Source organism: Cryobacterium sp. 10I5 (assembly GCF_035019865.1).
In the GTDB taxonomy this organism is placed as follows: domain Bacteria; phylum Actinomycetota; class Actinomycetes; order Actinomycetales; family Microbacteriaceae; genus Cryobacterium; species Cryobacterium breve_A.
In genome coordinates, this window is record NZ_JASJVI010000009.1 from 14,213 (window position 1) to 37,029 (window position 22,817).

General features: G+C 68.5%; 19 protein-coding genes. 12 read left to right on the forward strand and 7 right to left on the reverse strand.

What is annotated here, in order from left to right:
* The first annotated feature begins 20 nt into the window (after positions 1–20).
* The 5 genes from glgX to QN350_RS04830 all read left to right on the forward strand — a co-directional run bounded on the left by glgX (position 21) and on the right by QN350_RS04830 (position 7,573).
* On the forward strand, positions 21–2,231 hold the full coding sequence (gene glgX, locus QN350_RS04810; protein ID WP_322140050.1) for a glycogen debranching protein GlgX: 2,211 nt from the start codon (positions 21–23) through the stop codon (positions 2,229–2,231).
* The gene (gene treY, locus QN350_RS04815; RefSeq protein ID WP_323515923.1) at positions 2,228–4,606 is read left to right on the forward strand and encodes a malto-oligosyltrehalose synthase; all 2,379 of its coding nucleotides are present in this window, start codon (positions 2,228–2,230) and stop codon (positions 4,604–4,606) included. Before glgX ends, treY begins: the two co-directional genes overlap by 4 nt.
* Positions 4,603–6,414, forward strand: coding sequence for a malto-oligosyltrehalose trehalohydrolase (gene treZ, locus QN350_RS04820; RefSeq protein ID WP_322140048.1), 1,812 nt, complete (start codon positions 4,603–4,605; stop codon positions 6,412–6,414). Before treY ends, treZ begins: the two co-directional genes overlap by 4 nt.
* A complete protein-coding gene (locus QN350_RS04825; protein ID WP_322140047.1) occupies positions 6,411–6,926 on the forward strand; it encodes a hypothetical protein in 516 nt (171 codons plus the stop codon). The genes treZ and QN350_RS04825 overlap by 4 nt, the downstream gene beginning before the upstream one ends.
* Positions 6,927–7,036: 110 nt before the next feature.
* A complete protein-coding gene (locus tag QN350_RS04830; RefSeq protein WP_322140046.1) occupies positions 7,037–7,573 on the forward strand; it encodes a hypothetical protein in 537 nt (178 codons plus the stop codon).
* Positions 7,574–7,637: 64 nt separating this feature from the next.
* On the opposite strand, the gene QN350_RS04835 is transcribed toward QN350_RS04830, so the two are convergent.
* Positions 7,638–9,020: a DUF2252 domain-containing protein gene (locus tag QN350_RS04835; protein WP_322140045.1), complete on the reverse strand. Its 1,383-nt coding sequence runs from the start codon at positions 9,018–9,020 to the stop codon at positions 7,638–7,640.
* A gap of 42 nt (positions 9,021–9,062) precedes the next feature.
* Positions 9,063–9,854, reverse strand: a complete 792-nt coding sequence (locus tag QN350_RS04840; RefSeq protein WP_322140044.1) for an oxygenase MpaB family protein — start codon at positions 9,852–9,854, stop codon at positions 9,063–9,065.
* 144 nt (positions 9,855–9,998) lie between these two features.
* Here QN350_RS04840 and QN350_RS04845 point away from each other — a divergent pair, with 144 nt between their 5' ends.
* Positions 9,999–10,562: a YceI family protein gene (locus tag QN350_RS04845; protein ID WP_134532076.1), complete on the forward strand. Its 564-nt coding sequence runs from the start codon at positions 9,999–10,001 to the stop codon at positions 10,560–10,562.
* 56 nt (positions 10,563–10,618) lie between these two features.
* On the opposite strand, the gene QN350_RS04850 is transcribed toward QN350_RS04845, so the two are convergent.
* The 4 genes from QN350_RS04850 to sepH all read right to left on the reverse strand — a co-directional run bounded on the left by QN350_RS04850 (position 10,619) and on the right by sepH (position 14,477).
* Positions 10,619–11,656 carry an FUSC family protein gene (locus QN350_RS04850; RefSeq protein ID WP_134532074.1) on the reverse strand — a complete coding sequence of 346 codons (1,038 nt, stop codon included), beginning with the start codon at positions 11,654–11,656 and terminating at the stop codon, positions 10,619–10,621.
* A gap of 4 nt (positions 11,657–11,660) precedes the next feature.
* Positions 11,661–12,833, reverse strand: a complete 1,173-nt coding sequence (locus tag QN350_RS04855) for a winged helix DNA-binding domain-containing protein (protein ID WP_322140043.1) — start codon at positions 12,831–12,833, stop codon at positions 11,661–11,663.
* A 44-nt stretch (positions 12,834–12,877) separates the two neighbouring features.
* Entirely contained in the window at positions 12,878–13,180 is a 303-nt protein-coding gene (locus QN350_RS04860; RefSeq protein WP_322140042.1) for a hypothetical protein, read from the reverse strand.
* 181 nt (positions 13,181–13,361) lie between these two features.
* Positions 13,362–14,477 carry a septation protein SepH gene (gene sepH / locus QN350_RS04865; protein ID WP_281535141.1) on the reverse strand — a complete coding sequence of 372 codons (1,116 nt, stop codon included), beginning with the start codon at positions 14,475–14,477 and terminating at the stop codon, positions 13,362–13,364.
* 194 nt (positions 14,478–14,671) lie between these two features.
* Between sepH and QN350_RS04870 the strand changes: the two genes are divergently transcribed.
* On the forward strand, positions 14,672–14,965 hold the full coding sequence (locus QN350_RS04870; protein ID WP_134447980.1) for a DUF4193 domain-containing protein: 294 nt from the start codon (positions 14,672–14,674) through the stop codon (positions 14,963–14,965).
* Between the two features lie 9 nt (positions 14,966–14,974).
* Here the strand turns inward: QN350_RS04870 and QN350_RS04875 are convergent, their stop codons facing one another.
* Positions 14,975–15,430: a DUF3093 domain-containing protein gene (locus QN350_RS04875; RefSeq protein ID WP_322140041.1), complete on the reverse strand. Its 456-nt coding sequence runs from the start codon at positions 15,428–15,430 to the stop codon at positions 14,975–14,977.
* Positions 15,431–15,468: 38 nt separating this feature from the next.
* Between QN350_RS04875 and dut the strand changes: the two genes are divergently transcribed.
* From dut to acnA, 5 genes are all read left to right on the forward strand, one after another.
* Positions 15,469–15,957, forward strand: coding sequence for a dUTP diphosphatase (gene dut, locus QN350_RS04880; protein WP_281535139.1), 489 nt, complete (start codon positions 15,469–15,471; stop codon positions 15,955–15,957).
* On the forward strand, positions 15,954–16,583 hold the full coding sequence (locus QN350_RS04885; protein WP_281535138.1) for a DUF3710 domain-containing protein: 630 nt from the start codon (positions 15,954–15,956) through the stop codon (positions 16,581–16,583). The genes dut and QN350_RS04885 overlap by 4 nt, the downstream gene beginning before the upstream one ends.
* Before the next feature lie 27 nt (positions 16,584–16,610).
* Positions 16,611–17,369 (forward strand): DUF3159 domain-containing protein, encoded by a 759-nt coding sequence (locus tag QN350_RS04890; protein ID WP_322140040.1) that lies wholly within the window; start codon positions 16,611–16,613, stop codon positions 17,367–17,369.
* 37 nt (positions 17,370–17,406) lie between these two features.
* Positions 17,407–19,785 carry an HAD-IC family P-type ATPase gene (locus QN350_RS04895; RefSeq protein ID WP_322140039.1) on the forward strand — a complete coding sequence of 793 codons (2,379 nt, stop codon included), beginning with the start codon at positions 17,407–17,409 and terminating at the stop codon, positions 19,783–19,785.
* A gap of 187 nt (positions 19,786–19,972) precedes the next feature.
* Complete coding sequence (gene acnA / locus QN350_RS04900) at positions 19,973–22,792, forward strand: aconitate hydratase AcnA (protein WP_322140038.1); 2,820 nt, start codon at positions 19,973–19,975, stop codon at positions 22,790–22,792.
* Positions 22,793–22,817 lie beyond the last annotated feature (25 nt).

Sequence of the window (22,817 nt, forward strand, 5' to 3'; positions counted from 1 at the left end):
AATACAGCATAAGGAGTCCCTTGGAAACCTGGCCAGGCACCGCGTACCCCCTCGGAGCGACGTTCGACGGAACCGGAACGAATTTCGCGATCTACAGCGAAGCGGCTGAACGCGTCGAACTGTGTCTCTTCGACGATGACGGCACCGAGACCCGGGTGGAGGTCATCGAGTCGAGTGCGTTCATCTGGCACTGCTACCTGCCGCTCGTCCAGCCGGGGCAACGCTACGGCTACCGGGTGCACGGGGACTCCAACCCCGCAGAAGGCCACCGGCTGAACGAGAACAAGCTCCTGCTCGATCCGTACGCCAAGGCCACCTCCGGGACGATCGACTGGGACCCGTCCCTGTTCTCCTACAACTTCGGCGATCCCGATTCCCGGAACGACGACGACTCGGCACCGCACATGATGCTCGGCGTCGTGGTCAACCCGTTCTTCGACTGGCTCGGCGACCGACCGCCCCGCACTCCGTACAGCGAATCCTTCATCTATGAGGCCCACGTGAAGGGCCTGACCGAGCTCATGGAGCTCGTCCCCGAGTCCCAGCGCGGCACGTACGCCGGGGTTGCGCACCCGGCGGTCATCGACCACCTGCAGAAACTCGGAGTCACCGCCATCGAGCTGATGCCGGTTCACCAGTTCGTCAACGACGGCACGCTCGAGGAGAAGGGCCTCCGCAACTACTGGGGTTACAACACCATCGGCTTCTTCGCCCCGCACAACGCGTACTCCTCGACGGGCGATCGCGGCCAGCAGGTGCAGGAGTTCAAAGGCATGGTGCGCAGCCTGCACGACGCCGGCATCGAGGTCATCCTCGACGTCGTCTACAACCACACCGCAGAGGGCAACCACCTCGGCCCGACCATCTCGTTCAAGGGCATCGACAACGAGGCCTATTACCGGTTGATGGACGACGACAAGCGGTACTACATGGATTACACGGGGACAGGGAACACCCTCAACGTGCGCCACCCCCACGTCCTCCAGCTGATCATGGACTCGCTGCGGTACTGGGCCATCGAGATGCACGTTGACGGTTTCCGGTTCGACCTCGCCTCGGCCCTCGCCCGGGACCTCTACGACGTCGACAAGCTCTCGACCTTCTTCGAACTCGTCCAGCAGGATCCGATCGTGTCCCAGGTGAAGCTCATCGCCGAGCCGTGGGACGTCGGCCCTGGCGGCTACCAGGTCGGGAACTTCCCCGCCCAATGGACGGAGTGGAACGGGAAGTACCGGGACACCGTCCGCGACTTCTGGCGCGGCGAGCCATCGACGCTCGGCGAGTTCGCCTCGCGGATCACCGGCTCCGCCGATCTCTACGAGCACTCCGGCCGACGCCCGGTGGCCTCGATCAACTTCGTCACGGCCCACGACGGCTTCACGCTCTCCGACCTCGTCTCCTACAACGAGAAACACAACGACGCGAACGGCGAGGGCAACAACGACGGCGAGTCCCACAACCGGTCCTGGAACTCCGGTGCGGAGGGGCCGACGGACGACGCTGCCGTCCTCGCCCTGCGCGCCAGGCAGCACCGCAACTTCCTGACCACCCTGCTCCTGTCCCAGGGCGTGCCGATGCTCCTGCACGGCGACGAACTCGGCCGCACCCAGCAGGGCAACAACAACACATACGCCCAGGACTCCGAACTCAGCTGGATCCACTGGGACACGGCAGACCAGCCGCTCATCGAATTCACCGCGGCGATCTCCCGGCTGCGCAAGGACCACCCGACCTTCCGCCGCAGCCGATTCTTCGACGGGCACCCCAATGCCCTCGCCGCCGATGGCGACACACTGAGCGACATCGTCTGGCTGAACAGCGACGGCGCGGAGATGCGCACGGAGGACTGGGACGAGGGCCGGGCGGGCACGGTCGCCATGTACCTCAACGGCGACGGCATCCGCGAACGCGACTCCCGCGGCCAGCCCGTCATCGACGTCAACTTCCTCGTGTGCTTCAACACGGATGCCGAGGACGTCGAATTCCGGCTGCCCCCGGCGATCTACGCCCCGCAGTGGGAAATCGTGGTCGACACCGCCGGAGAAGGCGCCGATGCGATCCCGCGCCCGGCGGGCGCGATCCAGACCGTCAAGTCCCGGTCCGTGGTCGTGCTGCGTGCATACGAGGCCCCAGAGGTCGTCCCCGACCATTCCGTCGCGGCCTCCCTCGCCGGGCTCGCCGGAACGCCCACGGCACTCGCGCTCAACCCGGACCACCCGGTCGAACCATGAGGATCCCGCACTCGACCTACCGGCTGCAGATCACGGCGGCCTTCGACCTGGCCGCAGCAGAGGCGATCCTCGACTACGTCGTGGGCCTCGGCGCGGACTGGATCTACCTCTCGCCGCTTCTCACGTCCGCCGACGGGTCAGACCACGGTTACGACGTCGTCGACCACGCCGCCATCGACCCCGCCAGGGGCGGGCCCGAAGGGCTCCGCCGGCTCGCGGCAGCGGTGGCGAATGCCGGGCGCGGCATCCTCGTCGACATCGTGCCCAACCACATGGGCGTCGACGACCCGCACCGCAATGCCTGGTGGTGGGACCTGCTCCGCTTCGGGCAGGACTCCCGCTACGCGGACGCGTTCGACGTCGACTGGGCAGCGGGCGACGGGAAGATCCTGTTGCCCGCCCTCGGCGACGACGCCCCGGGAGAGGGCAGCGAACTCGACCGGCTCGAGGTCGTCGGCGACGAGCTGCACTACTACGACCACCGGTTCCCGATCCTCCCCGGCACGGCAGACGACGGCGCCGACGCCCGGACGGTGCACTCGAGGCAGCACTACACGCTGGTCAACTGGCGCCGCGCAGACCGGGACCTCAACTACCGACGCTTCTTCGCCGTGAACAGCCTCGCCGGCATCCGCGTCGAGGTCCCCTGGGTCTTCGAGGAGTCGCACCGCGAGATCGTGCGCTGGGTGCGGGACGGCCTCGTCCAGGGCATCCGCGTCGACCACCCCGACGGCCTCGCCGACCCGGGCGGATACCTCGACCGGCTGCGCCTGGCGACAGACGGAACCTACGTGCTCGTCGAGAAGATCCTCGAGGGCGACGAGACCATCCCCACGAGCTGGTCGACACGGGGCACGACGGGCTACGACGCCCTCGCAGACGTCGACCGGATCTTCGTCGACCCGGCCGGCCGGACTGCCCTCGACGCGCTCGAGAAACGCCTGCAGGACGACTCCCCGGCTCCGGGGGAGGACGGACGTCCCTCCACCTGGGCCGAGCTCGTCTCCGAGCGGAAGCGCGGCATCGCCGACGGCATCCTGAACTCGGAGGTGCGCCGGATCGCCCGCCTCATCCCCGAGATCCCCGGGCCGGAGGCCATCGACGGCCTTGCAGAGCTGCTGACCGCCATGCCGGTGTACCGCTCGTACCTTCCGCTCGGCTTCGAGCTGCTCGACGAGGCCGCCCGGCGCGCCTCCGCCCGCAGGCCCGACCTCGCCGGAACGATCGGCAGGCTGCTGGCCGTTCTGGCCGATCCGCGGAACCCCGCCGCCGTCCGCTTCCAGCAGACCTCCGGCATGGTGATGGCCAAGGGCGTCGAGGACACCGCGTACTACCGCTACAGCCGGCTCACCTCGCTCAACGAGGTCGGAGCAGACCCCTCGGAGTTCTCGATCGATGCGGAGACCTTCCACACGCGCCAGCAGGCCAGGGCGGCGACCTACCCGGACTCGATGACGACGCTCTCCACCCACGACACGAAACGGGGAGAGGACGTCCGCGCCCGCATCACCGTCATCGCCGAGATCCCCGCGGAGTGGGAGGCGACACTGGACACACTGCGCGCGAACGTGCCACTCGGCGATGGCCCGCTCGAGAACCTGCTCTGGCAGGCGGTCGTCGGCTCCTGGCCCGCCAGCCGCGAACGCCTCGGCGCATACGCACTCAAGGCCGCCCGCGAATCCGGAACGTCCACGACCTGGAACGCCCCAGACGCCGTCTTCGAGTCGAAGCTCGACGACCTCGTCGCGGCGGCCTTCGACGACCCCGCTGTCACGGCCGCCCTCACGGATTTCGTCGAACGGGTGCGGGAGGCCGGCTGGAGCAACTCCCTCTCGGCCAAACTCGTGCAGCTCACCATGCCGGGCGCACCGGACGTCTACCAGGGCAGCGAACTCTGGGAGACGTCCCTGGTCGACCCGGACAACCGGCGCCCCGTCGACTATGCCGTGCGTCGCGGCATCCTCGCCCGCATCGACGACGGATGGCTGCCGCCCGTCGACGAGAGCGGCGCCGCGAAGTTGCTCGTCACGAGTCGGGCCCTGCGCCAGCGCCGGGACGCCCCCGAACGGTTCTTCCGCCATGCGCCCGTTCCGACATTCGGCGCCGCCGCAGAACACCTGCTCGCCTTCGACCGCGGCGACGCCGTCACGGTCGCCACCCGGCTTCCTCTCGGCCTCGCAGCGGCGGGAGGCTGGCGGGACACCACGATCGTTCTCGCCGCCATCCCGGTGACCGATGTCCTCACCGGGCAGCGGTTCTCCGGCGGCACCCTCCTCGTGAGCGACCTGCTGCGCCGCTACCCGGTGGCCCTCCTCGTCCCGGATCAGGCCCAGGGAATCGAATCACCGATCGTCACGGGGAAGGCCGACCGATGAGCTCAGCAGAGCCCACTCACGACGCCGGGGACGTCGAGGTCTGGGCGCCGCACGCCCAGGCGGTCGACCTGTTCCTGCGCTCCACCGTCCCCGGCTCCACCGGGGAACCGGTCATCCGGCCCATGGACCGGGCGGACGGTGGCTGGTGGCGCCTGCGCGCGCCCGACGCCGGGGCGGAGCCTCGCGACTACGGATTCGTGATCGACGGCGCCGGCCCGTTCCCCGATCCGCGCTCCCGCCGCCAGCCCGACGGCGTGCACGCCCTGTCCCGCAGCTTCGACCCTGGCGCGCACGCCTGGCAGGACTCGCGGTGGACCGGTCGCCAGCTCGCGGGCGGCACGATCTACGAGCTGCATCTCGGAACCTTCACCCCGGAGGGCACCCTCGACGCCGCGGCGGCCCGCCTCGGCCATCTGGTGTCCCTCGGGGTCGACTTCGTCGAGCTCCTGCCGGTCAACGCCTTCAACGGAACCCACAACTGGGGCTACGACGGCGTGCTCTGGTACGCCGTGCACGAGGGCTATGGCGGACCCGCCGCCTACCAGCGCTTCGTCGATGCCTGCCACCAGGCCGGCATCGGAGTGATCCAGGACGTCGTCTACAACCATCTCGGACCGAGCGGAAACTACCTGCCCGAGTTCGGACCGTACCTCAGTGAGGCGGCCGGGAACACCTGGGGTTCCTCGCTGAACCTCGACGGACCGGACTCCGATCCGGTCAGGCGACACATCATCGACAACGCCCTGATGTGGCTCGACGAGTACCACGTCGACGGGCTGCGCCTCGACGCCGTGCACGCCCTCCGCGACGACCGGGCCACCCACCTGCTCGAGGAAATGGCCGGGGAGGTCGCCGCGCTCAGCGCATTCTCCGGTCGTCCGCTGACCCTGATCGCCGAGTCCGACCTCAACGATCCTCGCCTGATCACGCCGGCGGAGGCGGGCGGCTACGGCCTCGACGCGCAGTGGAGCGACGACTTCCACCATGCAGTGCACGTCGCCCTGACCGGGGAGACGACCGGCTACTACGCCGACTTCGCCCCGCTCGGGGCCCTCGCCAAGGTGCTCACGCACGGCTACTTCCACGACGGCACGTTCTCGAGCTTCCGAGGCCGCAGCCACGGCCGTCCGATCGACAGGCAGCGGATGCCGGCCTGGCGTCTCGTCGTCGGCAGCCAGAACCACGATCAGATCGGAAACCGCGCCATCGGCGACCGCCTGACCGGCACGCTCGACGCGGGCCAGCTCGCCATCGCCGCGACCCTGACCCTCCTCGGGCCCTTCACCCCGATGTTGTTCATGGGAGAGGAATGGGGCGCGACCACGCCCTGGCAGTTCTTCACCTCGCACCCGGAACCGGAACTCGGAGCGGCGACCGCGACCGGGCGGATCAGCGAATTCGCCCGGATGGGCTGGGATCCCGCACTCGTGCCCGACCCGCAGGACCCGGAGACGTTCACGAGGTCCCGGCTCGACTGGGACGAGGCGGAGCGGCCTGGGCCCGCGCGAATGCTCGGCCTCTATCGACGGCTCGCAGAACTGCGCCGCGACGTGCCGTCCTTCACCGAACCGCGCCTCGACCGGGTCGGCGTCGACTTCGACGCGGCAGGGTCCTGGCTGCGCCTCGTCCGTGGTTCCACGGAGATCCTCGTGAACCTCGCAGCGGATGCCCGGCGCATGCCGGCCGGGACCGGCGCCGTGCTGCTCGACTTCGGGACCGACGGGCCTGCGCTCCTCTCCCGCGAGGACGACGGGTCCGTCATGCTGGCGCCGCACTCCGTCCTCGTCCTCGCCGAGGCGTCCTCGTGAGCGGTGCTGACCGCTTCCTGTCCGAGGAGACCGGAACGGCCGTGGACGCACTCGCGGCCCTTGACTCCGCAGCGGACCCGCTCGACCGCGTGCGCGGCATCCGGCGGCTGCTGCTCGCTCTCGACGCCGACCCGGCGACCCTCGCAGCGGTGCGGGACGCCCTCGCCGCCGGTACGGGCTGGGAGGCCATCGCGGAGGCTGCCGGGCTGAAGCCACCGGCGGCCAGGTGGCGCTGGAGCGGGTCGGACTCCGAGATCGCAGCCCGCCTCGAGGCCGGCCGGAAGCGATCGGCCCGTCCGAGTTCCGTGCCGACCGAACTGCCCGGATACTCGGTCGCCGAGGCGGCGACGAGACTCGGTCTCACCGTCCAGGCCGTCTACCTCCGGGTGAGCCGGGGTAAACTGGCCAGCCAGACCATCGAGCTGCCTGACGGCCGCTCGTACAAAAGGGTCTTCCTCGATGCAGCGGACGAGGTGCCTGGCCCGCAGGACGCGTCCGGCCAGGCCGACTGAGCCGGATCGGGCGGCTGCCCGCAGCTTCAGACCCACACGGCGCTTCAGAAAAACACAGACGCGCCGAAACCACACACGTGCCGAAACCACAGGGATGACGGAGTACCACCATGACTGACTTTCCGACAGAGAACTTCAACCGCACCACACCGTACAACACGGGGGACAACACGGCCGTGACGCCGGTCGTCGGGACGGAGACCGGGTCCCGGGCCATCTCGGCCCCGCCGGAGAAGCAGCCGCGGCCGGCCCCCGCCGTCTCGGCAAGCGGCAGCGGCGCGTCCCGCACGGCGCTCGTCGTGCTGGCCGCCATCGGGATGCTCGGACTCGCGTTCGTCGTGATGATCCTCGTCGGCGTCTCGAGCGAGAGCATCAACGCCCTCGCCGTCTTCGCGACCCCGATCGCGTCGATGGTCGCGGCGTACTACGGAATCACCCTGAGCATCCAGCAGGTCAAGAACGAGCGCGCCGAGAAGGAAACCGCGATCAAGCGGGCCGACGTCGCGGATGCTTCAAGCCGGGAGACCGAGGTCTGGGCGGCCCAGATGGAATCGGGACTCCGCGTGGCGATGGCCAAGCTCACCGCCGCACACATCGGCACCGACGAGGTCACCAAGGCAGCGGGCACGCCGGACGGCTTCTTCTAGGCTGCACTGTCTTCCAGGCTGCACTGTATTCCAGGCTGCACGGTCTTGCAAGCTGCACGGTCTACTAGGCGCTGACGAGGCGCCCAGACCTGATCGCTGCGACAAAACCGGAATAGTCCCTCGTCGCCTGCTCGGCGTATGCGACCGCGAAGTCGGCCAACGCCCGGTCGGCTTTGCCGCTCAGGCCCAGGTATGCGGCGATGGGCACCGGGTCGCCCGAGCGTGCGTGGGCCCGGGCGAGCGTCGTTCCGGTCAGCCGGGCATAGGCGAGGAGCCCGGCCGCGGTGAACGTCGCAGGGTCCGGCGACCACTTCATGTCCCGCAGCTGACGCCCGTAGTACTGCCCGCCGAGCGGGGTCGTCGCCCAGCCGAGGAACACGTCTCCGGAGGCCTGCATCAGCCGCTGGCCCTCGACGACGCGCTGGCCGGCGTGGGAGGGCCCACCGGGTGACCCTGGCTCGGTGTCGCTCCGATCGATCACGGACCGCTGGGCTTCCTTGAGCTGGAGCACGAGCACATCGTCAGGTCCGATCCCTTCGAGGAGGGCGACCCAGGAATACAGGCCGACGCTGCCGACCCCGACGACCTTGTGGGCGAAGTCGATGATGTGGAATCGGTCGAGCAGGCGCCTGCGGCTGTCGTTGAGCGACTCGCGATAGGCGGCGAAGGTCGTCTCGACGATTTCGGCCGTCGAGCCGGCGAGCGGGATCCTCGTCAGCAGGGGTGGCTGGTCGAGGAACTGCCGGTGCCCGTCCACCACGCGGGTGAGCTTGCGGACGACGGACCACGTGTCGCGGGTCTCCGCCTTGGCGACGCTGTCCCTGACCGCTCGGCGACCGGTCTTGCCCGTCGACGCGGAGATGATGGCCTCGACGTGGCTCGACTCCATCCGGTCGTACCAGACCCGCATGATGGGCATGCTTGCATAGTCCTCGATCGTGCTGCGATAGCTGCGCGCGGCCTCGAGGGCAGCCGCCCTGCCGACGTCGGCCGGTAGTCCGGCATCCGCCGCCGCGAGTACGAACGAGGTTGCCAGGCGCTTCACGTCCCACTCGAAGGGTCCGCGCCAGGTCTCGTCGAAATCGTTGACGTCGAAGACGACACGGCGGTCCTCGCTCGCGAACAGACCGAAGTTGGACAGGTGCGCGTCGCCGCACAGCTGGGTTTCGAGGCCGGTGTCTGGCAGTGCGGCGAGGTCCCGCGCCATCACGAGGGCGGTTCCCCGAAAGAACGTGAACGGCGAAACGCCCATCCGCGCGTGGCGCAGCGGGATCAGGGACGGGTCCCTCGTCTCAGCCTGGCCCAGCAGCAGGCCGACCGGATCCGCGCGATCGGCCGGGGCCTCCCAGGCGGCGAGCGACGACCGCGGCAGCCGCCGCCGCGCGGCACGGCCGAGCTCTTCGTGCTGCACTGTGGTGGGGCGAACGGTGTCCGTCATGCTGTCCATGGCGAGAGTGTATCGCTCGGCACGGGGGACGCGGGGTCCGGTTCAGCGAACGCGAACCGGGACGGACGACGCGCCGGGGGAGCCGAGGTAGTGGTCGCGCGGCCAGTGCCGGACGCGCCGGGGGAGCAGCGGGTAGAGCCGGGTCGTGAGGCGCAGCATCCGGTCGAAGCGACGCTGCCTGCGGGGGGACCAGGACAGCCCGAACAGGTCGCGCACGGAGGGAGGCAGCAGTCCCACAGTGACCAGCCGGGCCAGGGGCATCACCAGGCGCAGCAGGAGCGGCCCACCGCTGGGGTACAGGAGCCGCCTCGCGACCTCTCGCGTGGTCTCGTCCGTCCGGAGTCCCTCGATCCTCTGCTGCCAGTACACCGCGAAGGCCGCCCGATCGTGTGGCCAGAGCGCTTCGGGGACCTGGAGCGCCGTGCCGAGCACCGCGTACTCCCGGTACAGGGACTCGGCGGTGGTCTCGTCGAGGGCTCCGAACACCCGCTCGTACATGCCGATCGCCGAGTCGTAGAGCGTCGCAGCGACCCAGAGCTGCAGCTCGGGCGTGAAGGCGTTGTATGCGGGCGCTCCGCCCGCCGCCGCGCCGACGACGGGAACGTGGGCCCGGTTCACTCGCCGAACGGCCGCCCTGGCCTGGTCGGGAGTGCCGCAGGTCACGGCATAGGCGTAGCTCAGGGTTCCGGCCAGCCGGTCGAGGGGCCGGTTCTCGAAATCGCTGTGGTGGGCGACGCCGTGCCCGATCGCCGGATCCGCGAGCTGGAGCAGGATGGAGCGGCCGCCCGCGAGCAGCATGACGGCCTCGCCCGCGATGTCCCGAAGCTGCAGCATGACCGGCCTCCCCTGTGAAGGCCGAGTGTAGTCCGGCGAAAGTATTTCGGAAGTTTCTCCCCGATCCGGAATAAACCCGCTCTCTATGCGCTTGCATGTATCCGAGGGCGGCGATCCATCCGTCACGCAGACTTGAGGAGCATCATGACCGAAACCACCGCGACGACCATCCCGGGCTACAAGGCCGGAACCTGGACCATCGACCCGACCCACTCCGAGGTCGGCTTCAGCATCCGCCACATCATGATCAGCAAGGTCAAGGGCACGTTCGACAGCTTCGCAGCGACCTTCGTCACCGGCGAGAACCCCCTCGACTCCGTCGTCACCGCCTCGGCAGACGTCGCTTCGATCAACACCAACGAAGCCAACCGCGACGGCCACCTCCGTACCGGCGACTTCTTCGAGGCCGAGACCTACCCGACGATCGACTTCGTCTCCACCGGTGTCCGTGAAGTCAAGGGCGAGTTCCTCGTCGACGGCAACCTCACGATCAAGGGCGTCACCAAGCCCGTCACCTTCGACTTCGAGTTCGGCGGCTTCGGCACCGACCCGTACGGCAACTACAAGGCCGGTGCAACGGCCAAGGCCGAGATCACCCGCGCCGACTTCGGCCTCAACTACAACGCGGCACTTGAGACCGGCGGCTTCCTCCTCGGTGACAAGGTCACCATCACGATCGAACTGCAGGCCGTCCTCAACCAGGCGTAGTCTTCCCGGTTCGTGAAAAGGGGTCCCACTTCGGTGGGGCCCCTTTTTTTGAGCCGCTACTCGCCCTTGATCTCTTCGCGAACCCTGCGCAGGTCCTCCATGAGCGAACCGATCAGGATCCAGTGCTGCGGATGCGGCGTCATGATCAGGAGCGGTTCGGTGAGGGCCGGCGGTTCCACCGCGACGGGCAGATGATCCCGGTCGGGATAGTCGGCCTCTGCGGCGAGGAGCCGGAGGTCGTGTGCTGATCGGCTGAGCTCGACGGTGATCGCCAGCACGGTCGGCTCGAGGTGCAGGGAATGGTCGTAGTGGTCCCTGAGCGACCTGGTCATGCCGATCGTACGGGTCACGAGAGAGGTCAGCCGGTTGTAGAACTCCTCGTCGACGTCGAGCAGGCGTCGGTTCGTCGTATGGCGCGGATTCAGAGTCAGGCTCTCCTCTGCGGACTTGAGCGCCTTCTCCGCCTTGTTCAGCATCGGCCGCAGCAGCCGTGCCTTGATCATCATTTCCTCGATCTGGGTCTGCGTCTGCGGGAAGCGCAGCGCGTCGACGATGCGGTCCAGGGTGTCTGCGACCTCCCGGGCGAGGCGGATGACCGTGTCGTGCGCGGGCGCGAGCAACACCGGCGGCACGATGAGCGCGTTGACGAACAGCGCTGCCGCAGCGCCGATCATCGTCTCGATGATGCGGTCCCTGGCGTATTCCGGTGTCGTCGCCCCAATGGAGAGCACCATCATGGCGCTGATCGGAATCTGGCTCGCCGAGCTCGGGGCCAGGCGGAGCGCCCAGGCGAGCAGGATGCAGAACACGATCGCGAGCAGCACGATCCAACTCGACTTGCCGAACGCGACGCCGACTCCGTAGGCGACGAGCACCCCGCCGACGACGCCGAGGCTGCGCTCGATCGCCCGGCCGAGGGTCTGGTTGATGTTCGGCTGCACAACGAGAAGCGCTGCGATCGCCGCGAAGATCGGGAGCTCCGTGTGCAGGAGGCCCTGGGACAGCACCCAGCCGAGCATGACGGCGAGTGAGGTCTTCACAGCCTGGAGCAACGGAATCCGGCTCGAGGATCGAACGCGGGCCGATATTCTCACCCGTTCAGGATATCGTGCCCGCTTCGACGGACGGAGCAAGGGAGGTTCTTATCGTCGCGGGAATCCCGGTGAAGCGGGAATAGTCCCGGATCGCCCGGCCGAAGCCGGTCGATCGCCGTGCGGTGAGGGTCCCGAACGGCGCGGCTTCGACCGCCACGGTCGTTCCATTCGCCCTCGTGTGCGTCGTTTCCTTCCGCCAGGTCCCGATCACGCGCCCGTCCGCGACGATGAGCGGCAGGAAGATCCCGTTGAGACCGGGGACGACCCGCGGGAAATCGGCGTCGTCCACGACGTACGACCGGTCGCGGTAGCCGAGCAGGTACTCGTCGAACCCGGGCAGCGCCAGCACGGGGGTGCGCTGTGCCGGCCGTGAGCCGAGGGTGCCTCGTTCCAGCGCCGCGGGCAGGAGCAGGGTCTCGCCGTCCACCTCGAGTTCCTCCAGCCGGTCGCCGGCCTCCGCGAGGGCAACGCGGGCGTCCGTGACCGGGAGCTGCGACCACGAGGCGAAGTCACGCAGGGAGGCGGGCCCGTGGCCGTCGAGGTAGCGCACCAGGAATTCCGCGAGGCCCTCTGCACGGTCCAGGCGGCGCTGCTCGGGTGCCCACTCGTCGAGCAGGGCAAGGGCAGGCTGGCCGTCCTGGTTGGGACCCCACACCACGAGCCCCGCGAGCGCGAGGGACACGATCAGGTGATAGCCGCGCTGTCCGTCCGGGTCGATTCCGGCCGACCGCAGCCCGGCGAGGAACGGGGTGCGGCTGAGGTGCCTGCCGCCGGAGAGGAGGCCGGCGGCCGTCTCCGCGGCGGCGGCGATGATGGTGTCGTCGAGCCCGAGCTGTCGTTGCCGCGTGGCCATCGAGGCGACCGCCCTCGTGGCGGTGAGGTCCAGCATCCACCGAACGTCGGTCGCGGGGACCAGGTGCAGGGTGCCACGCATCGGATACGAGCGCACGATCGACCCGGCGTCGAGGGCGGCTGTGACGTCTGCGGCGACGGTACCGGGGGAGCGCACCCCGAGCGCCCAGGTGGCCGCGGGGAGATCCTGGGCCTGGACCGCGAGCATCCGCTCGACCACGGCGAGTGGGCCGGTGAGCGCAGTGCTTTCTGCGGCGGGCGCGGAGAGTCCGTGGCTCACCAGGCGGAGGCGGAGGACGTCGGAGCGGGAGGCGTGCGGGGGCATGCGGCCAGTATGACGCGGAGCGGGGACACTCTCGAAGCCGCTGGTCAGTCGAAGGTGCGGAGCAACACCCAGTCGTCGTCCTCAGCCGCGTGCTGCACGTCGAAGACGTGCGTCTCGCCGTCCTCCGCTGTCGCCTGGAACCGCCAGCCGGCGATGCAGAGTGGCGGATGCCCGACACCGAAGGTGTGCGGAGCGAAGGGGCGCCACCAGTCCGCCGTGCCGACGAGGGCGGTCGGCGTGTCCGTCACCCGGAACCGTCGCGAGCGCCACACGATCCGGCTGGGCTCTCCCGTGCTGTCCGTCAGGACCGTGACAGGCTCAGGGCGTTGCCCGTCGATCGGCACCATACCTCACCTCGCCTAGTTTTCTCGAACGTATGTTCGAGAAAACTATAACAAGCGGGTCGGCAGAATACTAGACGGGCTCCACGGCGGGCTCCCCGGCGGAGTCCCACAGACCGCGCGCACCACTTTCGCCGTTTCGCGCCAGGCATGCCTGGCGCGAAACGGCGAAACGGGCGCGTTCCGCTCAGGCGAGGTCGTCGTCGGTGCGGGCGCCGAAGACGATCTCGTCCCAGCTCGGCATCGAGGCGCGCCCGCGCTTGCCCAGGTTGCCGGTGTTGCGCGGCTGCCCGGTGGCCGCCTGGGAGGCCCAGGCGTTGCGGGTCGGGTCCGTACGCGGGGCCTCGACCGGGGTGTCGGCGACGGATGCCTGGGCAGGGTCGTCGATGAGCCGCGGGCCGCCGGGTGCCGGCGTTTCGGTACGGGGATCCGGGGTCTGCGCACTCGAGCCGAGGATGGCGGCTTCACGTTCGCCGCGACGGCGACGCAGGGACTCGAGCAGGTCGGCGGTCTCGCTGAGGCTCTTGGGCGGTTCTGCGGCGCGCTTGATCGCGGCCTTGGAGACCGCTTCCGTCGTCCCTGCGGACCGGGAATACGGAATCGGATCCAGCTGCGGCGCGGTGTCGTTCATGAGCTCGTCCGGAAGCGATTCCTTGAACGTGAACGCGCCGCTGTCGAAGCGGGACACGTCGGCGGGGCTCGTCTCCGCGCCGACCGCCCGGAGGCGAGGGATGAGGGCGCCCTTGAGCTCGCCCTGCTGGGACAGCGCGATGGCCTCGTTGCCGAGCGGGGAGAGAGCGTTCTTCTTCGGTTCGAAGGACCAACGCGCGTCGTGGTCGATGTCGTCGGCCGTGAACGCGAGCTTGACGATCCAGCCGGCGCCGGGTTCCTTCCAGCTGGCCCAACGCTCATCCGTCGCGCCGAGGGACGCGAGACGCTCGCGGATCACGCCGCCGAAGGTCGCGGAACCCTCACCTGGATCGGGTTCGATCGCGGTGTGCACGGGCACGCCGAGGGCGCACGAAACGATGTACTCGCGTTCGGCCACGACGGGCCCCTCGAAACGGCGCACGAAGTCGATCGGGGCACCCGTCACCGCTGCGACATCTTCCGCAGACATGCCCGCACGGATGTGCGCCTGCACGTCCCGCGGGGACAGCTTCGTTTTCGGGGTGTGTTCTATCTGGGTTTGGCGAAGCCGGGACTGGAGAACCTCGTCGATGGGGATCCGAAAACGGTCACCATCCTCGCTCGCTGCCAGCAGCGCGCCGTTCTCTACTCCGATTACCTTCAAATCCTGCATGGCGAAAGCCCTCTCGCGATCACTGATTCGCCAACACTGTCATGAAACGCCCCTCATTCCGGGGAATACGCCGGGCGTGCCGTAAGTTGACCACTCAGCCGAAGTATTCAGCGGCGAGAGTTTGCTATTCCTTCGGGATTGTTGCAAACTGTGCCCGCTGATTTCGTTAATCGGCATTAAATGAATGGATGGGCATGGCAACCGATTACGACGCACCCCGAAAGTCCGAAGACGACTCTGAGTCGATTGAGGCCCTCAAGGAGCGCGTACCGGACAAGATGTCTGGCGTCGTGGATGTAGACGACTCAGACAACCCCGGTGGGTTCGATTTACCCGGTGCCGATCTGTCCGACCTCGACCTCGATGTCGTCGTCCTGCCCCCGCAGGCCGATGAATTCACCTGCGTAGAGTGCTTCCTCGTGAAACACCGCTCGCAGATGTCGCACGAGACCAAGCTCGGTCCGGTCTGCCTGGAGTGCGACTCCTAAAAGCGCGTTTTAGTTACTTGATGCCGGCCGTCGTGATCCATTGATCGCGGCGGCCAACGTCGTTGGGTGGCGTGTCGAAACGAGCCAGTACGGCGCCGGATCCTGGGGATCCTCGATCGGTACCCGCACGACGGGACGGATCCAGCCCCTGATCAACAGCCAGGCCCGCGCATCGAGCCTGCGCCCGCGCTCGAGGGTCGCTTCTGCGGCCTCGAAGGGAACGGCCTCCCCGATCAACTCCGTACCTATCCGCGCGCGACCCGCGGTGAACACGCCGTCCTTGACGGAGACGACCGGGGCTGTCAGCAGCAGGGTGAGCACGGCGGCACCGTAGAGCACGACGGCGATGATGATTCCCCAGAGCATCGAGATCGGCGCGAAAACGAGGATGCTCGCAGGCATCAGCAGTGCGCTCGCGAGGAATGGGGCTGGTGAGGCCCAGAGTTTTTCACGATATTCAGGCATGGCTCTATTCGATCAGACTTCTGCACTACCCTCGACACGTGGCAGAAAGCGTCGAAGTGTTGATAACCGCATCCATCGTTCCGCGGTACGCGCATCCGGGCGACGCCGGAGCAGATCTGCACTCGGCCGAAGAGCTTGTTCTTGCTCCCGGTGAGCGCGCCCTGGTCGGGACCGGTGTGTCGATCGCCCTTCCCGACGGGTATGCGGCGTTCGTCGTGCCGCGCAGCGGCCTGGCTGCCAAGCACGGCATCACGATCGTGAACTCGCCGGGCACCGTGGACGCCGGCTACCGCGGCGAAATCAAGGTCTCGCTGCTCAACACCGACCAGACCGAATCTTTCGCGATCGCCGTGGGCGATCGCATTGCCCAGATCATCGTCACCCCGGTTTCCCGGGCCGCCTTCATCCCCGTCGACCGGCTGCCGGACAGCCAGCGCGGCGAGGGCGGTTTCGGCTCGACGGGCGTGCGTGAAACGGGAACCGGCCGGCAGACCGCCGGCTCACCAATGTCAGGAGACACCCCGTGACCGACGTCGCGAATGCGGACCAATTCCCGGAACCACTGCCCAAGTCGGCGCCAGAGGATCGGGAGACCGAGGGACCCCTCGACGAGAGCGAGGCGAACCCGGTACGACCGTACGTCGACCTCGGCGGCGTCAAGGTGCTGCCGCGTGAGGGCCTGCACCTGCGCCTCGAGATCGAAGAAGGCAGCAAGCGGGTCGTAGCCATCGGCCTGGACTACGCCGGCTCCACGCTGCAGGTCCAGCCGTTCGCCGCGCCCCGGTCCAGTGGTCTGTGGCACGAGATCCGCGACCAGATCGCGGACCAGATCAGCAAGCAGGGCGGTACGACGACCCTGCGCGAAGGCCCGTTCGGCCCGGAGCTCGTCGCGGAGATCCCCGTCGCGACCGGCCAGGAGGCCTCCGAAACCAGCAGGCTGGCCCGCTTCATCGGTGTCGACGGGCCCCGCTGGTTCCTCCGCGGCGTGATCGCGGGCGAAGGCGCCATCAACCCGGACGCCGCCGCCCAGATCGAGGACCTCTTCCGCAGTATCGTCGTCGTGCGCGGGTCTGCACCGATGCCGCCGCGCGACCTGATTCCGCTGCGGATGCCGGTCACGCCCGCCGGCCCCGCAGAACCCTCCGACGCCTGACCCGACCGCCAGGAAGATCGCCCCGACATGACGGACACCCCAGCCTCCCGCGACGAGCCCGAGACCCCCGACCTGGCGGAGCCGACCCCGAAGGGCGTGTTCGCCGACAGCATGGCCGCTGCGGCCCGACGTGCCGGCTTCTCGCCGGCGGCGGAGGGTGAGCCGATCAGCGGCCACGCGCTGCTCGCAGCGATGGGCGGCATCCGCGGCCTGGTCGAGGCCGTGTTGCCCGGACTCGTCTTCCTCGTGACGTACACCCTGACCCGCGACCTTGTTCCCTCCCTCGTCGCCCCGATCGTGATCGGCGTCGTGATGGCCGGGCTGCGCGTCGCGGCCAGGCAGACGGTGACCCAAGCCGTCGGCGGCCTCGTCGGCATCGGCATCAGCGCCGTGCTCGCCCTGCTCTCCGGAAAGGCAGAGGACTTCTACCTCTCCGGGTTCTGGATCAACGGCGTGTACGGGGGAGCCCTCGTGATCTCGATCATCGTGGGGTGGCCGCTCATCGGCCTCGCCGTCGGCTTCCTGGTCGGCGACGGCGTGAACTGGCGGTCCGACCCGTCCAAGCGCCGGGTGCTCTCCCTGCTGACCGGCCTGTGGGCCGGGCTGTTCCTCCTGCGCCTCGCCGTGGAACTCCCGCTCTATTACGCGGGCAACGTCGCCTGGCTCGGCGCGACCAAGCTCCTGATGGGTATCCCGTTGTACGCGCCGCTCCTCATCGTGTCGTGGCTCATGGTGCGTTCGGTCTACCGGCCGAGCACGCCGTCCGTCGGTGAAGCCGAGCTCTGACCCGTGTCTGCCGCAGCGTCGTGACCGGCTCCGAGCAATGAGCGAAACACTGCCGCACGACGGGCTGAGCAGCGCAGAGGTCGCCGAGCGCCTTGCCGACGGCAGGGGCAACGATGCCGGCCAGCCCACCTCGCGCACCGTCGCCGACATCCTGCGCGAGAACGTCTTCACCCTGTTCAACGCGATCCTCACGGTCTGCTTCATCGCGGTCGCCGTGCTCGGCGACTACCGGGACGGCCTGTTCTACATCATCGTCGTCGCCAACGCGCTGATCGGGATCGTGCAGGAAGTGCGGGCCAAGATCGTGCTCGACCGCCTCGCGCTCCTGGCGATCCCCGAAGTCGCGGTCAGGCGTGACGGCCTGGCGCACATCGTCCCGCTCGGACTCGTCGTCCAGGACGACGTGATCATCCTTCGGCCGGGCGACCAGGTCCCCGCGGACGCCGTGGTGCTCCAGGGCGACGACCTCGTCGCTGACGAATCCCTGCTGACCGGGGAGTCGGATCCCGTCGTCAAGGTCGTCGGGGACGAGCTCCTGTCCGGCTCGTACGTCTCGGGCGGCTCCGGGTACGCACGGCTGACGCACGTCGGCGCCGCGTCGTACGCGAACCGGCTCACCGCCGAGATCCGGCGGCACTCCCTCGTGCACTCCGAGCTGCGGGCGGCGACCAACCGCATCCTCGTCGTACTGTCCTGGCTGCTCGGCCCCGTGATCCTGCTCACACTGATCGGCCGGATCGCGGCATACGGCGGTCTGGACTCCCTCTTCACCGGGATGGACGGGCCGTGGCGGAGTGCCCTGCGGGACTCGGTCGCCGGCGTCGTCGGCATGATCCCCGAAGGGCTCGTCCTGCTGATCAGCCTGGCCTTCGGCCTCGCAGCGGTCCAGCTGGCCCGGCACAAGGTCCTCATCGAGGAGCTCGCCGCCGTCGAGGTGCTCGCGCGGGTGGACGTGCTCTGCCTCGACAAGACCGGCACCCTGACGAGCGGCAGGCTCGAGTTCGACCGGCTCGTCGTGCAGTCCGCTGTCCACGAAGCGGATGCGCGGCTCGTGCTCGGCGTCTTCGGCACGGATGACGCCGCCAACCTCACCGCGCGGGCGCTCGGCTCGCACTTCGACCCGGGCCCGGCCATCGTGAGCGCCCGGCTTCCGTTCAGCTCGGCCCGCAAGTTCAGCGGCCTGACCCTCGCCGGCCCCGGTGCCGCCGCATCCTGGCTGCTCGGCGCTCCCGAGCGGCTGCTCGCGGCGCATCCCGAATCGCTCGCCGCGGCATCCGTCATCGCCGCAGAGGGGCACCGTACCCTCGCACTCGTGCGCCTGGCCGGCACGGCGGCCCTGGACGGCGCGGTGGACCCCGAGGAATGCGCCCTCGACCCGGTCTGCCTCGTCGTGTTCCGGGAATCCGTGCGACCGCACGCGGCGGAGACCCTGCGGTACTTCGCGGCGCAGGGGGTGCGCGTGATCGTGATGAGCGGGGACAACCCCGTGACGGTCGCGGCGATCGCACGCCAGCTCGGTGTCGGCGGTGCGACCGTCAACGCGGCGGAACTCGCCGACGATGAGGCCCTCGCGGCGGCGCTGACGACCGCGAGCCTGTTCGGACGCGTGAGCCCGGAACAGAAACGGACGGCCGTCGCCCTGTTGCAGGGAGAGGGGCGTACGGTCGCCATGACCGGAGACGGCGTCAACGACGCGATGGCGATCAAGGATGCCGATCTCGGCATCGCGATGGGCTCCGCGACGCCGGCGACGAAGGCCGCGTCGCGCCTCGTCCTGCTCGACAATCGCTTCGACCGCCTGCCCGAGGTGCTCGGCCTCGGTCGCCGGGTCATCGCCAACGTCGAACGTGTGGCCAACCTGTTTCTCTCCAAGACCGTCTACGGCATCCTGATCGCGCTCACGACGTCGCTGCTCGCCCTGCCGTTCCCTTTCCTGCCGCGGCAGCTGACCCTCGTCTCCGGCCTCGCGATCGGCATCCCCGCGTTCGTCCTCGCGCTCGCCCCGAACCGGCGGATCTACACCCCGGGGGTCCTGCGCCGCATCGTCCGCTATGCCGTGCCGACCGGGGCCATCGCCGCGGCGACGGCCCTCGTGACCTTCGTCGCCCTGCACGACAGGATCCCACTCGCGGAGGCCAGGAGCGTCACCACCGTCTCCCTCTTCGTCGTGTCGCTGTGGATCCTGTGTGTGCTCGCCCGGCCGCTCACCGGGCCCCGCCTGGCGCTCGTCGCGGGGATGGCGACCGCCATGCTTCTCGCGTGCACGATCCCGTTCTCCCGGGCGTTCTTCGTCATCGACGTGCGCCTCGATCTCCCGTTGCTCGTCGGGATCGGCGTCGGGGCGCTCGGAGCAGCGGGAATCGAGCTCATGTACCGGTACGCGCGGCGCACCGGCCTCGTTTTCGACCGCGAATAGGGCAGGACCGGAGAGGACCTGGCTGGCGCGCCCTGCTAGAGTTATCTCTACGTCAAGATAGTTTGACGATGACATCGTTCGGTAGCGCCGCCAGTTAGGTAACCCTTGCTGGCCTTGCGCTGGTCCGTTCGTCAGGATTGGGGACTGCGGACGGATTCCCGTCAGTTTCCACAAAGGAGAGGGCATCGTGTCTGCGTTAAACAGTTTTGGAGCCAAGGACACCCTCCGCGTCGGAGCGACAGACTATGAGGTCTTTCGCCTGGACTCGGTGCAGGGTTACGAATTGCTGCCGTTCAGTCTCAAGGTGCTGCTGGAGAACCTCCTCCGCACCGAAGACGGCGCAAACATCACGGCCGATCACATCCGCGCCCTCGGCGCCTGGGTTCCCACGAGCGAACCGGACACCGAGATCCAGTTCACGCCCGCCCGCGTGATCATGCAGGACTTCACGGGCGTGCCCTGCATCGTCGACCTCGCCACGATGCGCGAGGCCGTCGCGGAGCTCGGCGGCGACCCGAACAAGATCAACCCGCTCGCCCCCGCCGAACTCGTCATCGACCACTCGGTCATCGCCGACCTCTTCGGCAGCGAGAACGCCCTCGAGCGCAACGTCGAGATCGAATACGAGCGCAACGGCGAGCGGTACCAGTTCCTCCGCTGGGGCCAGACCGCCTTCGACGACTTCAAGGTCGTCCCGCCGGGAACCGGCATCGTGCACCAGGTCAACATCGAATACCTCGCCCGCGTCACGATGACCCGTGTCGTCGACGGCGTGCTGCAGGCCTACCCGGACACCTGCGTGGGCACCGACTCGCACACGACCATGGTCAACGGCCTCGGCGTGCTCGGCTGGGGCGTCGGCGGCATCGAGGCCGAGGCGGCCATGCTCGGCCAGCCCGTCTCCATGCTCATCCCCAAGGTCGTCGGCTTCAAGCTCACCGGCTCCATCCCGACCGGCGTCACCGCTACGGATGTCGTCCTCACCATCACGCAGATGCTCCGCAAGCACGGCGTGGTCGGCAAGTTCGTCGAATTCTACGGGGAGGGCGTCGCGGAGGTTCCCCTCGCCAACCGGGCGACCATCGGCAACATGAGCCCCGAGTTCGGGTCGACCGCCGCCATGTTCCCGATCGATGACGTCACCCTCGGCTACCTGCGCCTCACCGGCCGCAGCGAGGAACAGGTCGCCCTCGTCGAGGCATACGCGAAGCTGCAGGGCCTCTGGCACGACCCGGCCCGCGAGCCCGTCTTCAGCGAGTACCTCGAGATCGACCTCGGCACCGTCGTGCCCTCGATCGCCGGCCCCAAGCGTCCGCAGGACCGGGTCGAGCTCAGCCGCGCCAAGGACCAGTTCGAGACCGACCTCCAGAGCTACGCGACGCATGACCTGTCCCAGGTCGATGCCGCCGTCGAGGCGACCTTCCCCGCCTCAGACCCGATCGGGTTCACCGCCCAGGACGAGAGCAGCGCCCACGCGATCTCGCACACCCACGTGAGCCACCCGCCCCGGACCATCTCCTCGCCGGTCGCGATCGAGACAGCTGCGGGGGCGAGCTACACCCTCGACCACGGCGCCGTCGCCGTCGCCGCGATCACCTCGTGCACGAACACGTCCAACCCGAGCGTCATGCTCGCGGCCGGGCTCCTCGCCCGCAACGCCGTCAAGAAGGGCCTCACGAGCAAGCCGTGGGTCAAGACCACCCTCGCACCGGGCTCCAAGGTCGTCACGGACTACTACGAGAAGGCCGGCCTCACCGGTGACCTCGAAGCCCTCGGGTTCTACACCGTCGGCTACGGCTGCACCGTGTGCATCGGCAACACCGGCCCGCTCATCGACGAGGTGTCCGCTGCGATCAACGAGAACGACCTCGCCGTCACGGCCGTGCTCTCGGGCAACCGCAACTTCGAGGGCCGGATCAGCCCCGACGTCAAGATGAACTACCTCGCGAGCCCCCCGCTCGTGATCGCATACGCCCTCGCCGGGTCGATGAACTTCGACTTCGAGACGGATGCTCTCGGTGACGACACCGAGGGCAACCCGGTGTACCTCAGGGACATCTGGCCGGACTCCGCGGAGGTGCAGTCGACGATCGACAGCTCGATCGACACCGGGATGTTCACGAAGGAATACGGCGCCGTCTTCGAGGGCGACGAGCGCTGGCGCTCCCTGCCGACACCCGACAGCGAGGTCTTCGAGTGGGACAGCGAGTCCACCTACGTGCGGAAGCCCCCGTACTTCGACGGAATGACGCTCGAGACCACACCGGTGAGCGACATCGTCGCCGCCCGGGTCCTCGCAAAGCTCGGGGACTCCGTCACGACCGACCACATCAGCCCGGCAGGCAACATCAAGGCGGACAGCCCCGCAGGCGCCTACCTCGTCGAGCACGGCGTCGCCCGCGGCGACTTCAACTCCTACGGATCGCGCCGGGGAAACCACGAGGTCATGATCCGCGGCACCTTCGCCAACATCCGGCTGCGCAACCAGCTCCTGGACGACGTCGAGGGCGGCTACACCCGCGACTTCACGATCGAGGGCGCCCCGCAGTCGTTCATCTACGACGCGAGCCAGAACTACCAGGCCGCCGGCATCCCGCTCGTGATCTTCGGAGGCAAGGAGTACGGCTCCGGGTCCTCACGCGACTGGGCGGCCAAGGGAACCAGCCTCCTCGGCGTCAAGGCGGTCATCACCGAGAGCTTCGAGCGGATCCACCGCTCGAACCTGATCGGAATGGGCGTCGTGCCCCTGCAGTTCCCTGCCGGCGAGAGCTGGGCGTCCCTGGGACTGGACGGCACGGAGATCGTCTCGATCGCCGGACTGACGGAACTCAACGCCGGCGTCACCCCGAAGACGGTGCACGTGACCGCGTCCCCGAGTGAGAACTCGGCAGCGGGCAAGGCGACCATCGAATTCGACGCCGTTGTCCGGATCGACACGCCCGGCGAGGCCGACTACTACCGGAATGGCGGCATCCTGCAGTACGTTCTTCGATCACTGGTCGCGTAACCGTCACGGTTATCGTTCGGGACCG

Bases quoted from the DNA above. Each gene is read 5' to 3' on its own strand.
- QN350_RS04860 (WP_322140042.1), bottom strand. From the start codon at position 13,180: ATGGTGCCGATCGACGGGCAACGCCCTGAGCCTGTCACGGTCCTGACG.
- QN350_RS04875 (WP_322140041.1), bottom strand. From the start codon at position 15,430: ATGCCTGAATATCGTGAAAAACTCTGGGCCTCACCAGCCCCATTCCTC.
- QN350_RS04845 (WP_134532076.1), top strand. From the start codon at position 9,999: ATGACCGAAACCACCGCGACGACCATCCCGGGCTACAAGGCCGGAACC.
- QN350_RS04840 (WP_322140044.1), bottom strand. From the start codon at position 9,854: ATGCTGCAGCTTCGGGACATCGCGGGCGAGGCCGTCATGCTGCTCGCG.
- QN350_RS04830 (WP_322140046.1), top strand. From the start codon at position 7,037: ATGACTGACTTTCCGACAGAGAACTTCAACCGCACCACACCGTACAAC.
- QN350_RS04890 (WP_322140040.1), top strand. From the start codon at position 16,611: ATGACGGACACCCCAGCCTCCCGCGACGAGCCCGAGACCCCCGACCTG.
- treY (WP_323515923.1), top strand. From the start codon at position 2,228: ATGAGGATCCCGCACTCGACCTACCGGCTGCAGATCACGGCGGCCTTC.
- treZ (WP_322140048.1), top strand. From the start codon at position 4,603: ATGAGCTCAGCAGAGCCCACTCACGACGCCGGGGACGTCGAGGTCTGG.
- QN350_RS04835 (WP_322140045.1), bottom strand. From the start codon at position 9,020: ATGGACAGCATGACGGACACCGTTCGCCCCACCACAGTGCAGCACGAA.
- QN350_RS04895 (WP_322140039.1), top strand. From the start codon at position 17,407: ATGAGCGAAACACTGCCGCACGACGGGCTGAGCAGCGCAGAGGTCGCC.
- sepH (WP_281535141.1), bottom strand. From the start codon at position 14,477: ATGCAGGATTTGAAGGTAATCGGAGTAGAGAACGGCGCGCTGCTGGCA.
- QN350_RS04855 (WP_322140043.1), bottom strand. From the start codon at position 12,833: ATGCCCCCGCACGCCTCCCGCTCCGACGTCCTCCGCCTCCGCCTGGTG.
- QN350_RS04870 (WP_134447980.1), top strand. From the start codon at position 14,672: ATGGCAACCGATTACGACGCACCCCGAAAGTCCGAAGACGACTCTGAG.